Origin of the sequence: Bacillus sp. AFS002410 (assembly GCF_002556365.1) — a bacterium.
Taxonomy (GTDB): Bacteria; Bacillota; Bacilli; order Bacillales; family Bacillaceae_G; genus Gottfriedia.
In genome coordinates this window covers 24,576-38,775 of sequence record NZ_NUEU01000097.1, presented here as the reverse complement: position 1 = coordinate 38,775, position 14,200 = coordinate 24,576, and the positions used below count along the sequence as shown (strand labels likewise).

Below are 14,200 nucleotides of genomic sequence, written 5' to 3'. Positions count from 1 at the left end.
AGAGCTGAAAGATCAGGAAATGGAAGTAGAGCGGAAAGATCAGGATATGCAGGTAGAGCAGAAAGAACAGGAAGTGGAAGTAGAGCGGAAAGATCTGGATATGCAAGTAGTGCGGAAAGATCAGGAAGTGCAAACAGATCAGAAAGAACGGGAAATGCTGGCAGAGCAGGTAGAACTGGTAATACGAATAGATCAGCTAGAGGCGAAAGAAGCGAGAGTTCTGGTAGAACAAGAAACGATGGAAGATCTAGAAGTACAGGTAGTACACGTAACGAAGGAAGATCTGGTAGGAGAGGTAGATAGCAAAGATAGGTAGTAAATAATAATAGACACTCTGAAAAAGCGGTTTTAGGTGTCTTTTCCTTTCATTTGCTTTTTTACTTTAAAACTGAATTAAACTAAATAGGTGATTTTATGACGCAAAATGGATTTCGAGAAGAAAAAGAGGTTCAGCAAATGGAGGATTTAAAAATCCTTATTGATGAAGCAAAGGAGTTTATCCAGTATGGAAAAGTAGCCAATTATATTCCTGCGCTTGCGAAGGCGAAGAAAAAGGATTTATCATTGGCCGTGTTTTTGCCTGATGGACGACATTTTGAAGCTGGTAATACGAGTACTCGATATACTTTGCAAAGTATATCGAAAGTGATTGCTTTAGCTTTGGTATTAATGGATCGAGGCGAGGATTATGTATTCGAACGAGTAGGGATGGAACCAACGGGTGATCCTTTTAATTCGATTGCAAAATTAGAGATTAGGTCTGCTGGTAAGCCATTAAATCCAATGATTAACGCTGGAGCCTTGGCTGTTACAAGTATGATAAAAGGACATAGTATTAATGATAGATTTCAGCGACTTTTAAACTTCATGAAAGTTTTAACAGGTAATAAAGATCTTTCTTACTCGAAAGAGGTTGCTGCATCAGAGTTTGAAACAGCACATCTGAACAGATCACTTTGTTACTTTATGAAGGAGCATGGCATTATTACTGAAGATGTCGAGTTGTTATTAGATTTATATACGAAGCAATGCTCAGTTGAAGTAAATTGTGTTGAATTGGCGAGGATTGGTCTTATTTTTGCGCTTGATGGATGGGATCCAATATCTAAAACCCAGCTTATCCCTGAGAAAGTTGCAAAGATTTGTAATACATTTATGGTTACTTGTGGGATGTACAATGCATCAGGTGAGTTTGCCATTAAAGTGGGAATCCCAGCTAAAAGTGGAGTTTCTGGCGGTGTGATGGGTGCAGTGCCTCGTAGATTTGGAATCGGAGTTTATGGACCTTCACTTGATGAAAAGGGAAATAGCATAGCAGGTATAAAACTGTTAGAATTACTTGCTTCTAAATATAATTTAAGTATTTTTTAAACATAAGGGGGGTGTCTCATAAGTCAGGTTGTCTGACATAGGGGCACTCCTTTTTTTTGATTTTGAGCTTAATGTCATGGATTAATAAAAGCATGTGTTGTTTATTTAACACTTTCCCATAAAATCACCGCTCTCATAAGTTTAAACTGTCTAAATAATCCTTTGGAATGTGAATATAAAGTCCCTAATTTCAACCAATTTTGCCCCTTCGACCTATTTTTTCTGAATCCAATCTTTAAAATCAGTCCTTAACTTTTCCCTTTTTTCGAATATTTTGTGTATAGTAGAGGTAGACGTAAAAAAGGGGATAGGAAAATGGACTCACTATTATTACTTTTTATTTTAGGAATCGGTGCAGCAGTGGTTGGAACGTTAGCAGGTGGTGGGGGATTAATTACACTTCCTATTATGATTTTTCTTGGAATTCCAATTCAAACGGGTATTGCTACAAATAAGTTTGCTTCAGGTTTAGGATCATTTAGTAGCATACTTTATACAATTAAAAAGAGGGATTTTAAGCCATCTATCATTTTGCAATTTATACTTGTTTCTATATTGGGTGGAGGAATTGGAGCATTTGTTACAAGTATGTTAAATGAACATGTGATGAACATTGTCGCGTTAGTTTTATTAACTGGCTCGGTATGGTTAACTTTTGCAAGTAAAAAGTGGAACTATGAAACTAAGAATAAAAGCGGTGTGGAAAAGCAAACATTACTAGATAGAGGAATCTTAACTGGAATCGGCGTTTATGATGGAGGCTTTGGTCCGGGTTCATCAACATTTGCAATCTTGTATTTTATTAAAAAAGGGTTTACTTATGTAAATGCTGTTCAATTGGCTAGAGTATTGAATTTTGGTAGTTGTTTATCAGCGTTTGTCATTTTTTATATGACTGGCCACTTTCAATGGAAAATTGCTGTAACAATGGCAGCTGCTTCGATTCTTGGGAATCAGGTTGGATTAAGGTTTGCAGAATTCGTACCGATGAAGCTTGCCCGAATTCTTTTGATTTCAGTTTCTGTCTTGTTAATTGTTCAAGTTAGCTTGAAATTATTTGTGTAAATGTTTGAAAGTCTGTGCGAATGTCCACAGACTTTTTATTTTTGTTGATAATTGAAGATGATTTCTTTAATGAATATAGCCTGAAATTATTTTATCAACAAATTTGAATACTATATCAATAAAAACTATCAATATATCAACAAAAACTATCACTTTATCAACAAAGTTCACAGCTTTATCAATAAAGTACACAAAGTGTTCGTATTCTCCTTAATATAGCAACATATTAATACATCCACAGTATATAAAGGTAATTTTTACGCCTAAGTAGAATAGCATAAATAATCAATCGTTTAAGAGGTGAAGGTAATGAATCTGAAAGAATATAATTGGGTTAAAGAAAATCGTGAAACATTATTAAACTTTTGTAGTGAATTAAAGCAAGAGGATTTTGCTCGTAAATTAGATGGGTTCGGCTTTCAAAGTGTTAGAGAATCACTGTTGCATATGGCTGAATGTTATATTGCTTGGATTGGTTCGTTTATTTTATTAAAAACCAAAAAGCCAATTACGCCAAAGGAAAATATCGTAAATATTACTCTTGATGATATTAGATCAAGATTTGAACTAGCTGACTTATACCTAAATGAATTATTTAACATGCCGACTGATGACTTAAATAAACCGCTTGTTAGAACGATTCCTTGGAGAGATAATAATGAAGAAGTTTCCTTTACACCGATGAAATTGTTAATACATACAATTACACACGAATATCATCATAAAGGACAAATTGTCGCAATGGCTCGTCAAATGGGGTATATTCCACCTAATACAGATGTTTTAGGCACAGAGGATTAAGAGGAAATTTAGGTTAGAGGATTTTTTATCGTATGGCCGAGTGAACAAGAGGTTAAATTTTATAATAGAGATGGCTATAATCAATGTGATGAAGCAATGTAGTAGCGACTTAAAGCATAGGAGAATGATTGATGAATGATTTAGAAACAGCGTATATAGTCACCCCGTTAGGTATGTTGCGGATTGTTGGGAATGATCAAGGAGTAGCATATATTGATTTTGTTAAAGAAGAAAATGGTGAAATGAGTAAGATAGTTCCAATTGCTTTAAAGGATGCAGCAAATGAATTAAATGAATATTTCAATGGAAATCGAAAGGAATTTAGTATTCGATCAATTGCAAAAGGAACTCCTTTTCAGGAAAGTGTATGGAGGGAACTTGTTAAAGTAAAATATGGAGAAACAACGTCCTATGCCGATATTGCTAATCGAATAGGAAATCCAAAAGCGGTAAGAGCAGTTGCGAATGCAAATGCTAGAAATCCACTAAGTATCATCGTACCCTGCCATCGAATTATTGGATCAAATGGTAAGTTAACTGGTTATGCTGGGGGCTTATGGCGGAAAGAGTGGTTATTAAAAAGAGAACAAGGCATGAGAGTAGAAATTTAATAGAAAGAGCAGGAATTGTGGACTCTAATGTCCAAGTTCCTGCTCTTTTTTATTCTTTCGGTTCTTTTTCGTCGATAATGTTTATTTCAATTTTTGGCTCGACTTCATCATCTATGATACTATCTGCGAATTTTGCTTTTTTCCTTAGCTTAATGATTCTAGATATATTAATAATCACTACTTTACAGATTGCGTATGTTGGTACAGCTAAAACCATGCCAAGTACACCTGCGAAGTTACCCGCAAATAATAATAGTAAAATAATCGTTAAAGGATGAATATTTAACTTTTTCCCCATTATATATGGTGAGATTAAATTTGAATCAATTTGTTGGACGATTAAAATCACTAATATTACGAATAAAGCTATTTTTGGAGAAATTAGTATAGCAACAATTACTGCAGGAGCTCCTCCGATAAATGGACCGAAGTATGGAATGATATTTGTAACAGCTGCAACTAAGGCTAAAATTAAAGCATTAGGTAATCCGATAATGCTGTATCCAATAAATGTTCCAATACCTACGAATATACAAACAATGGTTTGACCTTGAATGTAAGAGGCCAATGTTTCACTTGTTTCCTTAGCTATATGAATTGCTTCTTTCCTCAAACTTTGAGGTGAAAAACGAGACATTGCAGTAGGAAATTTATGACCGTCTTTAAACATATAAAACAATATAAATGGAACCGTTAAAATGATTAAAGTTACATTGCTAAGTATATTAAAAAATGCACCAATTCCACCCGTAATTCCACCAAGAAATACGATTGAGTAATCTGCAACTTTCTTTTCTAAATCTTTAATTTCAACATAGTTTTGGCTTCCTAACCACTTTTCTAATAATCCAATTTTATTTGTAGCTTTATTTACAATAGTTGGCATATTATTTACCAAATCTTTAAATTGATCGGTTAAAGTAGGGAATACATTAATGATAGATACTACTGCAATTAAGATTAATGCAAGGTAAAGAAGCAAAATACCGATCGAACGAGGCACCTTTTTACGCTCTAAAAAATCGACTATTGGTGCAAATAGGAAGTATAGGAAAATCGAGACAAGTATCGGTGCAAATAATGTACTAATTAAAATTGCAATTGGTTGAAATAAAAATGAAATCTTTGTTCCAACGAATAATACTAAGAATAACAATAGTATTTCGACCGTCCAAAATAATAACTTGGAGTTTTTAAACAATTAATAACCTCCTTTACTGTATTATGAATTTTATTAAATTAAAAACTTATGTATAAATACCATAATATAACAAAAAGAGATGCTTGTAAAAGCACCTCTTACTGATTTGGTTCAGTGATTGTTTTCATTGTACCTGTTTTATACTTATTATTAGTGTCAAAGCGGAGTAAATCTCCGTAAACAATATTATCTGAAAGAGTTAATTCTTTCTTTGCTTTATCGATTAGCAATTTCGATTCCTGATCGCTAAGTTCTACTTTTTCTGCAGTTTTTCGATTATAGAAAGTATTTGAGCCAGCTACATAATAATATTTACTTGTTACGAAACTTCCATCGCGGAAAACAATAAATTCTGTATATTCTGGGCTAAATAAATCTTTACCAAATTCGATATCTGATTTTGTATCTACACCTAAAAGGTGAAGAATAGTAGGTTTGACGTCGATTTGACCAGCAACCTTTGTAATTGTCTTACCTTTTTGTTGCTTAGGTAAATGGATAATAAATGGCGTACGTTGTAAATCCATATGATCATAAGGTGTTATTTCATCTTTACCTAAGAACTGAGCCATTGCACGATTGTGGTTTTCAGAAATTCCATAATGATCACCATACATAACAATAATCGTATTATCATAAAGACCTGATTTTTTCAGACCTTCAATAAAATCCTTAATTGCTTCATCCATATATCGTACAGTTGTTACATATCGATCAAGTGTTTCATCACCAGAGTTATATTGATCAATGAATTGATCTTTAGGATCAAGTACGAAAGGATAATGGTTTGATAGCGTTAAAAATCTAGAATAAAACGGTTGTTTCACTTGTGATAAAAGAGGAAGTGATTGGTCAAAGAAATCTACATCCTTTAATCCCCAGTTAACCGAATTTTCATCTGTAATATTATAATCTGATTCGTTAAAGTATCGGTCGTAGCCTAAAGAAGGGTACATTACATTTCGATTCCAGAAACTTTTATTATTTGCGTGGAATACAGCTGAATAATATCCTTGATCTTTTAAAATTTCAGGTGTAGCCATATATTCGTTGTTTGCGTGTGTGAAATAGACAGCACCACGATCTAATGGATATAGTGAGTTATCGATAATAAACTCAGCATCAGATGTTTTACCTTGACCTGTTTGATGGTAGAAGTGGTCAAAATAATAACTTTCTTTAATGTATTTATTTAAAAATGGTGTTATTTCTTTCCCATTAACCTTTGCACCAATTGTGAAATTTTGCATTGATTCTAATGAAATAACGATAACATTTTTGCCTTTATATTTTCCAAAAAGCTTTGCATCTGCTTTTACACCATTGCTATTTACATAGTTTTCGATTTCAGTTAATTTACTACTATCAGCAAAAGCCTTTTGTGTTGATGTTTTTGTTTGAAGTGATAGATCATAGCCTTGATATACATATAAACCAAGATTTTTTACAAGCATTTCTCGGTCAAATGATCGAGTAAGTAATTCAGGTCTTTCCATTTCAGCTAATCCTAAATTTAATACAGCAATAGCAATCGTGATTAAATAATAAGTTGACTTCATAAATGATGGTATTCGACCGCTGTTTGAAAATTTAGGAAATTTTTTTGAGATGAAATACAAGATCAAAATATCAATAAACATAAATATGATTTTAAAGCTTGCTAATTCTTTTACACTAGATCCTAAATCACCCATATTACTAGTTTGGAAAAGTACAGGTAAAGTTATGAAGTCATTAAAGAATCCATAAAATAAAACGTTTCCACATAAAAGTAAAGTTAAAATGAAATTTATTAGCAAGGCAATCGCATTACGTTTTTTCCCTTTGAAAAACAGGGCAATCCCTACTAGAAATAAGGAGGATGCTAATGGGCTAATAAATAATATTACATTTTGAAAGACTGTATCAATCTTTAAATCGAAACTAAAAAGAGTAACAATATACGTTTTTAGCCAAACTACTAACGCAACTAGTAATACGAATCGTACACGTGAAAATGTTGCTTTAAATGAAGTAGGCATAGTCTCTAATCCCCCTTAAATACAAAACAAACTAGCGTTCATTCAACTAGCTTTTCTTTAAATATGCATCTCTCTAAGTCGTCAAAATTTATCGTACTCCGTTTAAAATTAAAAATCAATAGGAAATACGATTTCGTTATGTAAATCCGTTCGACAAAATCTATTAAGTATAAAAAAAATAGGCTACTAGTAAGCCTATTCTTTTTTTCATTTTATGGACAACTTTATCAATCTATGCTTCTTAATAGTAATTTTTTTAACATCGGCTTTAATTGAACTCTTAAATCTTCAGCATCTGAGGCGATTAAATAATGGTGCTGATAAATATTTTTCATTAACTGCGATGTTTCTTCTTGATGTTCTTCTTCTTCAATGAAAGTACCAATTACTTCAATTCCAAGTTTTCTAGCTTGCTTAACTGCTTCATGGGTATCGATAATACCATCCTGGAAATAGTCTAGAGCTGAAGGTTCGCCATCTGTAAAAACAAGTAGAAATTTATGCTTTTCCGTTCGTTTAGCGAGCTCTTCTGAAACAACTCGAATCATTAATCCGTCACGATTATCTTCTTCTTCATGAAGCTGCATTATATTAGGACCAACTGAAGGGGATAATGAGCTTGAAAACGGAATGACCTGATGCAATATATTTGGTTTATTTTCTTTAGATGCATTTGAAGCATCCTCCCAAAATCCACTAATACTATGCGAAATTTTTAATTGTTTTAATGTTTCATGGAATAGAATAACACTTTTTTTAACTTCGTCCATTTTATTAAACATCGATCCTGAGCAATCAACTAGTAAGTAAAAAACTGCATCTAATTCTTTCGATTCATTTTGTTTTTTATAAAACATTTTAGGATTTTCTTCTGTAAACAGTCGAATCCATTTTTTATTTAGTCTGCCATAGTACTTATTCGTTGGTGCATTTTGTTTATTCTCTAAAGATTTTTCAATCGTTTTTCTTAGTTCTTTAACATCTTTCGAGACCATTGCTGATAATGTAGAATACTGTTTCTTTTCACTTATTGTTTGTCCTGTTGCTTCGAGATGTTTTATTGATACATTGCTATTGTATTTGCCATAAGCATTTTGCTGTGAAGAGGATGAATTAGCAACCTCATGTGATTCAGTTTGTTTTGATTTTTTATTCTCTCCTTGTTTAGAAGAACCGAATGCATTTGCTATTGCCTGATCACTAGCTTCTTCTTCTCTTGCAAAGTTTGCTTTAATAGAAGTTTTTGTTCCACTTTCTACTTCAAAGCGTAAAAAGTTATCGTCCGTTTCATTATTCTTACTTTCTCTATGCCAAGTTGATAATTTTTCATCTTCACTATTTCTTTCATCAAGACCATCTTGACTGTCATCATTTTGAAGTTCCTTAACTTGACTGTTACAAGAAGCAAGGTCAGTAAGTTTATTTAATGGAAGATAGCCAAAGTATGTGTGAATCATATCTTCCTTATAGATTGAAAGTAACCTCTGTTGCACTCTAAATATAATAGAAGAAATATCACTCGTCTTCTTAGCCTCAAACGTTTGAAAAAGGATTGGTAAAATATCCTCTAATTGTTCATTTGTATGATAAGTTAACTGTGAAGAGGTGAGTGAAAGATAGATTAAACAAAATAATTGATCTAAATGGAAATTACGGATCTCATTTGCTTTATATTGAGATTCAAAATAATGTCTATATATTCTTTTTCTCGTAGAAAATAATTGTCTTGTACCCGGTCTTTGGCGAATAATTAATTCTTCTAATCGGATATCTTCTAGTAGGACGTAAAGTTGTGTAAAAAAGCTTTTTAAATGAGTTTCGTGTAATTCCTTAAGGACATCCTTAAATTCAGCAAAATCGGTATAATGCTTATTACCTAATGCTTTTAAGTACACGTCTGATTTTAGGCCCTGTAACTGTGTGTTATGTTCTTGAGTTTCCCAAAAATGACTTATCGTAAATTTTTGTTCTTCATCGTCATAATAAGCCTGAAAATCAAATTCTAAAAATGCATTTTGATTTTTTGAAAGAGAGATCGATAAATTTTCCATTTGAAGAAATGTGGATGCATCGATTTTTTTATTATTAAAAATGATTTGTTTCATATTTTAAACTCACTCATTTCAAGAAAGAAAATAACTTTCTGCTAATTCTCTAACAGTTTCACGCTCGATATCATCACTTAATTTCGCGATAATAGTACGTTCAATTGCTCTAAGTACAGGAATATGAACTGATAAATCACATGCGTCAAGTACACCACGAATACTAGCTGCATCTTCACTAATTCTTCCTTCACTAGCCAATGGAATTAAATCACTTGAAAAACTAGTGAACTTTTTCAATAGCTCTTCGTTCTTTAACTCAGACTCATCTTTTAATAATTGAAATAAAGACTCACCATTTATATAAGGAACATCAATAATAATGAAACGGTTTTTTAAAGCTTCATTTAATTCACTTGTCCCTACGTATCCTTCATTAATTGCTGCGATTACTCTAAAGTTTTCATCACCTTTTACTACTTCTTGAGTAAATGGGTTTGTAATCATTTTTCGATAATCAAGTGCACCGTGTAATAATGGCAATGTTTCTGGTTTAGCCATATTGATTTCATCGATATATAAAATTTGACCCTTTTTCATTGCCTTCATTAATGGTCCATCAATAAATACAACTTCAGATCCATTTGTATTTGAAGCAATTGTGTTATATCCGACAATCCCTTCTATATCTAAATCAACTGAACAATTTATGCTGTGCATTGGTTGATAAAGTAATTTTGAAAGAGTTTCTGCTAGAACTGTTTTACCACTTCCAGTTGGACCCTTTAATAGTATATTTTTACCGAGTAGAAGAGCGGTTATTGCATCTTCTAAAATCGTTTTGTCTTGGGAAACGTATTGTTTTGTTCCAATTAATAGTTGGTCTTCTTTTAGTACCTTTTGAATGTGTTCATTGTATATAAAATTTAATTTTTCTTTAATAGAACTAGAAAGATTTAGTTGTGTATTCATAATTACTCCTTTAATTAAACAGTGTTCAATATGTGAATTGATTCATTTTTGTACTAACCATCATATTATCGCATATCAAGATTGTGAATGTCTTGTCCACAATTTTTATTGAAATTTGGTAATACAGATTCTATCTATTGAGTATAACAGTTTGTGGAATAACAGGAAAGTTTTCAGAATGAATTACTATATATATGAAACAACTGTAATTAAGTGGAAAGTATCTAATTGTTTATATTATTAAGTTTTAGACTACTTTGTTCAATGTTTCACAATATGTTCAAAAAGTATGTAAAAGATTTAGTAAATCGTATGATAAATTAAACATGTAATCTGTTATATACCTAATTAACTTTCTGTATTACATGCAGAAGAGGAGGAGTAATACGATGGAACAATGGAGACAATTTGAAACTGGACGCTGGGAAAAAATGATTGATGTAAGAGACTTTATTCAAAAAAACTTTAAATCTTATGTTGGTGATGATTCATTTCTTGTCGGGCCAACTGATGCAACTAACAAACTTTGGGATATAGTACTTAATTTATCTAAAGAAGAACGCCAAAATGGCGGAGTTCTAGATATGGATACGAAGATTGTATCTACAATCACTTCACATGAACCAGGCTATTTAGAAAAAGAATTAGAACAAATTGTTGGTTTCCAAACAGATAAACCTTTCAAACGATCACTACAACCATTTGGTGGGATCCGAATGGCTGAAGCAGCATGTGAATCTTATGGATATAAAGTTGATGATGAAATAAGTAAAGTATTTTTGGAATATCGAAAAACACATAACCAAGGTGTATTTGACGCTTACACGGCAGAGATGAAAGCAGCAAGACGTTCTGGCGTTATTACTGGACTACCTGATGCATATGGCCGTGGGCGAATAATAGGTGACTATAGAAGAGTAGCATTATATGGTGTAGATCGATTGATTAAAGATAAAATGAACGCTTTAAATATAACGACAAATGTTATGTCTGAAGAGGTTATTCGAGATCGTGAAGAATTAAATGAACAAATTCGTGCTCTAAAAGAATTAAAGCAAATGGCTGAGACGCATGGTTTTGATATTTCTAAACCTGCAACAAATTCAAAAGAAGCTTTCCAATGGTTATATTTTGGTTATTTAGCAGCGATAAAAGAACAAAATGGAGCTGCGATGAGCTTAGGCCGCGTATCAACATTTTTAGATATATATATTGAACGTGACATTGAAGAAAATACAATGACTGAACAAGAAGCACAAGAGCTAGTTGATCACTTTGTCATGAAACTTCGATTAGTTAAATTTGCTCGTACACCGGATTATAATGAATTATTTTCAGGGGATCCAACTTGGGTTACTGAATCAATTGGTGGAATAGGAATAGATGGACGCCCACTTGTAACGAAAAACTCATTCCGCTTTTTAAATACATTAGATAATTTAGGGCCAGCTCCAGAGCCAAACTTAACAGTACTTTGGTCAGCAAAATTACCAGTAGGCTTTAAGCAATATTGCGCTAAAATGTCAATTAAAACTAGTTCAATTCAATATGAAAATGATGATATCATGCGTCCTGATTATGGCGATGACTACGGCATTGCATGTTGTGTTTCTGCAATGACAATTGGTAAACAAATGCAGTTCTTCGGTGCTAGAGCAAATCTTGCAAAAGCGTTATTATATGCAATTAATGGTGGTGTAGATGAAAAATCAAAAGTACAAGTGGCACCAATGTATGCTCCAATTACAACTGAATATCTTGAATACGAAGAAGTAAAAATGAAGTTTGATGTTTTATTGGATTGGTTAGCAGGACTATATGTTAATACGTTAAATTGTATCCACTATATGCATGATAAATATAGTTATGAGCGTATTGAAATGGCACTACATGATGCAACTATTAAACGAACAATGGCTACAGGTATTGCAGGATTGTCAGTATGTGCAGATTCATTATCAGCTATTAAACATTCTAAAGTTAAAACGATTCGTGATGAAAACGGAATTGTCGTTGATTTTGAAATTGAGGGAGACTATCCAAAATACGGAAATAACGATGATCGAGTAGATGATATTGCTGTTGACCTTGTTGAACGATTTATGGCAAAAGTAAGAAAGCATAAAACTTATCGTAATTCTATTCATACAACATCGGTGCTAACGATCACGTCTAATGTTGTATACGGTAAAAAAACAGGTAATACACCTGATGGACGAAAAGCTGGCGAACCATTTGCTCCAGGTGCCAACCCATTACACGGACGCGATACAAATGGAGCGCTAGCATCATTAAGTTCTGTAGCAAAATTACCTTACGAAGATGCGCAAGATGGAATTTCTAATACGTTCTCAATTGTTCCAAAAGCATTAGGCAAAGATGAAACAACACAAATATTAAACTTAGTAGCAATGTTAGATGGATATACAGAAAAAGGTGGACATCACTTAAATGTAAATGTATTCAATAGAGAAACATTAATGGATGCAATGGAACATCCAGAAGAATATCCACAGTTAACGATCAGAGTCTCTGGCTATGCAGTTAACTTTATAAAACTAACTAGAGAACAGCAAATCGATGTCATAAACAGAACTTTCCACGGTTCTATGTAAAATTGCTTCAGTAATGCTTTTTGCCTGGTGAAGTTAAATCTTCACTAGGCTTTCATTTTTTAATTCTTACTTATTAGCTGGGATTGTTTTCAGTTAGATACTAATTAAAGAGGTGATTGGCAAATGATTTCAGGAAATATACATTCAATTGAAACTTGCGGTACTGTCGATGGACCAGGTCTTAGATATGTAATCTTTACTCAAGGATGTTTATTAAGATGTCAATATTGTCATAACGCGGATACTTGGAAGATTGGTTCTGGGAAAGAAATGTCAGTAGAGCAACTTATGAAAGATATTAAGACGTATCTTCCTTTTATGAAATCATCTGGTGGTGGGGTTACGGTTAGTGGTGGCGAACCTTTACTACAATTAGATTTTCTGTTAGAAATGTTTAAATCTTGTAAGAAAAATGGTATTCACACAACAATTGATAGCTCTGGTGGTTGCTTCAGCACTGAACCGAATTTTCTTTCAAAATTAGATGAAGTATTAGAGTATACAGATTTAGTTTTGTTAGATTTAAAACATGTTGATGAAAAAAAACATATAAAGCTGACTGGTAAATCAAATGAACAGATTAAAGCTTTTGCAAAATACTTGGACAAGAAAAAAACTCCAGTTTGGATTCGCCATGTTTTAGTTCCTGGCATTACAGATTCAGAAGAAGATTTAATAAACTTAGGTTGCTTCATTAATACATTAGGCAACGTAGAAAAAATCGAAATTTTACCATATCATCAATTAGGTGTTTATAAATGGGAAGCATTAGGATTAAAGTATCCATTAAAAGATATTCAACCACCAACTGAAGAAAGTGTTAATCATGCATATCAGTTATTAACGAACCCAAAAGTATTACAAAGCTGTTAATATAAATAGATCACAGCGAGACAACGAAGTAAGCGTGCAGTCGTCAAAAGTTTTAAGCTAACCATTTTTCAATTTGGTTAGCTTTTTATTAATTATTTAGACATTTGACTAAAATAAATTTGACTTTCATGAATATAATGAAAAATAGTTGTTTTTTAAAGGGTGTGTTTTATGAAAGAGTTTCGATTTTCATGGTATGTATTTCGTGATAATGAAGTTGAAGTAGTGGGGGGAAGTTTTGTACGAGGAGAAAAAATTGAAGACGAGATGAATCGAATTATACAGAAGCTTAGTAAAGAATATTATGTTAGACCATCGTCTGTTTTGATCATCGAATCAAGTGAGATTAAATAAGAAAATGATTTTTTTAAAATAGTTGTTTATATGTGGGAAAACTAACCGGTAAAATAGTTGAAAAAAGTTATATTACAAAAATAAAAAAGGCTTTATTAAAAAGCCTTTTTGAAAAAAAGTTATTTACCTACTCCATTATAATTCGTATAACCTGCGGCGCGGTCAGCGCGTTTAAATTCTTTTGCATATAATACTTCTTGAGTAGAACTTAAATTACGTCTTGTTTTATCTTTTCGTTTTTCCACAAAAAACACCTCGCTAAGTTATAAAA

General features: G+C 32.6%; 12 protein-coding genes and 1 pseudogene. 8 read left to right on the top strand and 5 right to left on the bottom strand.

Annotated elements, in window-relative coordinates; genetic code table 11:
* The 5 genes and pseudogenes from CN692_RS26355 to CN692_RS23435 all read left to right on the top strand — a co-directional run.
* Positions 1 to 303 (top strand): annotated as a pseudogene (locus tag CN692_RS26355) (hypothetical protein); the annotation flags it as partial.
* Between the two features lie 111 nt (positions 304 to 414).
* Positions 415 to 1,371, top strand: a complete 957-nt coding sequence (gene glsA / locus CN692_RS23450; protein ID WP_257131822.1) for a glutaminase A — start codon at positions 415 to 417, stop codon at positions 1,369 to 1,371.
* Positions 1,372 to 1,686: 315 nt separating this feature from the next.
* Positions 1,687 to 2,436 carry a sulfite exporter TauE/SafE family protein gene (locus CN692_RS23445; protein WP_098121545.1) on the top strand — a complete coding sequence of 250 codons (750 nt, stop codon included), beginning with the start codon at positions 1,687 to 1,689 and terminating at the stop codon, positions 2,434 to 2,436.
* A 309-nt stretch (positions 2,437 to 2,745) separates the two neighbouring features.
* The gene (locus tag CN692_RS23440) at positions 2,746 to 3,237 is read left to right on the top strand and encodes a DinB family protein (protein ID WP_098121544.1); all 492 of its coding nucleotides are present in this window, start codon (positions 2,746 to 2,748) and stop codon (positions 3,235 to 3,237) included.
* A 131-nt stretch (positions 3,238 to 3,368) separates the two neighbouring features.
* Positions 3,369 to 3,848 (top strand): methylated-DNA--[protein]-cysteine S-methyltransferase, encoded by a 480-nt coding sequence (locus CN692_RS23435; RefSeq protein WP_098121543.1) that lies wholly within the window; start codon positions 3,369 to 3,371, stop codon positions 3,846 to 3,848.
* 49 nt (positions 3,849 to 3,897) lie between these two features.
* On the opposite strand, the gene CN692_RS23430 is transcribed toward CN692_RS23435, so the two are convergent.
* The 4 genes from CN692_RS23430 to CN692_RS23415 all read right to left on the bottom strand — a co-directional run bounded on the left by CN692_RS23430 (position 3,898) and on the right by CN692_RS23415 (position 10,087).
* A complete protein-coding gene (locus tag CN692_RS23430) occupies positions 3,898 to 5,049 on the bottom strand; it encodes an AI-2E family transporter (RefSeq protein ID WP_098121542.1) in 1,152 nt (383 codons plus the stop codon).
* Positions 5,050 to 5,147: 98 nt separating this feature from the next.
* The gene (locus tag CN692_RS23425) at positions 5,148 to 7,070 is read right to left on the bottom strand and encodes an LTA synthase family protein (RefSeq protein WP_098121541.1); all 1,923 of its coding nucleotides are present in this window, start codon (positions 7,068 to 7,070) and stop codon (positions 5,148 to 5,150) included.
* 227 nt (positions 7,071 to 7,297) lie between these two features.
* Entirely contained in the window at positions 7,298 to 9,175 is a 1,878-nt protein-coding gene (locus CN692_RS23420) for a vWA domain-containing protein (protein ID WP_098121540.1), read from the bottom strand.
* An 18-nt stretch (positions 9,176 to 9,193) separates the two neighbouring features.
* Positions 9,194 to 10,087: an ATP-binding protein gene (locus CN692_RS23415; protein ID WP_098121539.1), complete on the bottom strand. Its 894-nt coding sequence runs from the start codon at positions 10,085 to 10,087 to the stop codon at positions 9,194 to 9,196.
* A 389-nt stretch (positions 10,088 to 10,476) separates the two neighbouring features.
* Between CN692_RS23415 and pflB the strand changes: the two genes are divergently transcribed.
* The 3 genes from pflB (at position 10,477) to CN692_RS23400 (ending at position 13,929) form a co-directional block, all read left to right on the top strand.
* The gene (gene pflB / locus CN692_RS23410) at positions 10,477 to 12,702 is read left to right on the top strand and encodes a formate C-acetyltransferase (RefSeq protein ID WP_373605053.1); all 2,226 of its coding nucleotides are present in this window, start codon (positions 10,477 to 10,479) and stop codon (positions 12,700 to 12,702) included.
* Positions 12,703 to 12,825: 123 nt separating this feature from the next.
* On the top strand, positions 12,826 to 13,575 hold the full coding sequence (pflA, locus tag CN692_RS23405) for a pyruvate formate-lyase-activating protein (protein WP_098121537.1): 750 nt from the start codon (positions 12,826 to 12,828) through the stop codon (positions 13,573 to 13,575).
* Between the two features lie 171 nt (positions 13,576 to 13,746).
* The gene (locus CN692_RS23400) at positions 13,747 to 13,929 is read left to right on the top strand and encodes a hypothetical protein (RefSeq protein ID WP_098121536.1); all 183 of its coding nucleotides are present in this window, start codon (positions 13,747 to 13,749) and stop codon (positions 13,927 to 13,929) included.
* 119 nt (positions 13,930 to 14,048) lie between these two features.
* On the opposite strand, the gene CN692_RS23395 is transcribed toward CN692_RS23400, so the two are convergent.
* Positions 14,049 to 14,174, bottom strand: a complete 126-nt coding sequence (locus CN692_RS23395) for a YfhE family protein (RefSeq protein ID WP_098121535.1) — start codon at positions 14,172 to 14,174, stop codon at positions 14,049 to 14,051.
* Positions 14,175 to 14,200 lie beyond the last annotated feature (26 nt).

Coding starts and splice junctions, on each gene's coding strand:
- CN692_RS23420 (WP_098121540.1), bottom strand. CDS start 9,175: ATGAAACAAATCATTTTTAATAATAAAAAAATCGATGCATCCACATTT.
- CN692_RS23440 (WP_098121544.1), top strand. CDS start 2,746: ATGAATCTGAAAGAATATAATTGGGTTAAAGAAAATCGTGAAACATTA.
- pflB (WP_373605053.1), top strand. CDS start 10,477: ATGGAACAATGGAGACAATTTGAAACTGGACGCTGGGAAAAAATGATT.
- glsA (WP_257131822.1), top strand. CDS start 415: ATGACGCAAAATGGATTTCGAGAAGAAAAAGAGGTTCAGCAAATGGAG.
- CN692_RS23425 (WP_098121541.1), bottom strand. CDS start 7,070: ATGCCTACTTCATTTAAAGCAACATTTTCACGTGTACGATTCGTATTA.
- CN692_RS23400 (WP_098121536.1), top strand. CDS start 13,747: ATGAAAGAGTTTCGATTTTCATGGTATGTATTTCGTGATAATGAAGTT.
- pflA (WP_098121537.1), top strand. CDS start 12,826: ATGATTTCAGGAAATATACATTCAATTGAAACTTGCGGTACTGTCGAT.
- CN692_RS23415 (WP_098121539.1), bottom strand. CDS start 10,087: ATGAATACACAACTAAATCTTTCTAGTTCTATTAAAGAAAAATTAAAT.
- CN692_RS23445 (WP_098121545.1), top strand. CDS start 1,687: ATGGACTCACTATTATTACTTTTTATTTTAGGAATCGGTGCAGCAGTG.
- CN692_RS23435 (WP_098121543.1), top strand. CDS start 3,369: ATGAATGATTTAGAAACAGCGTATATAGTCACCCCGTTAGGTATGTTG.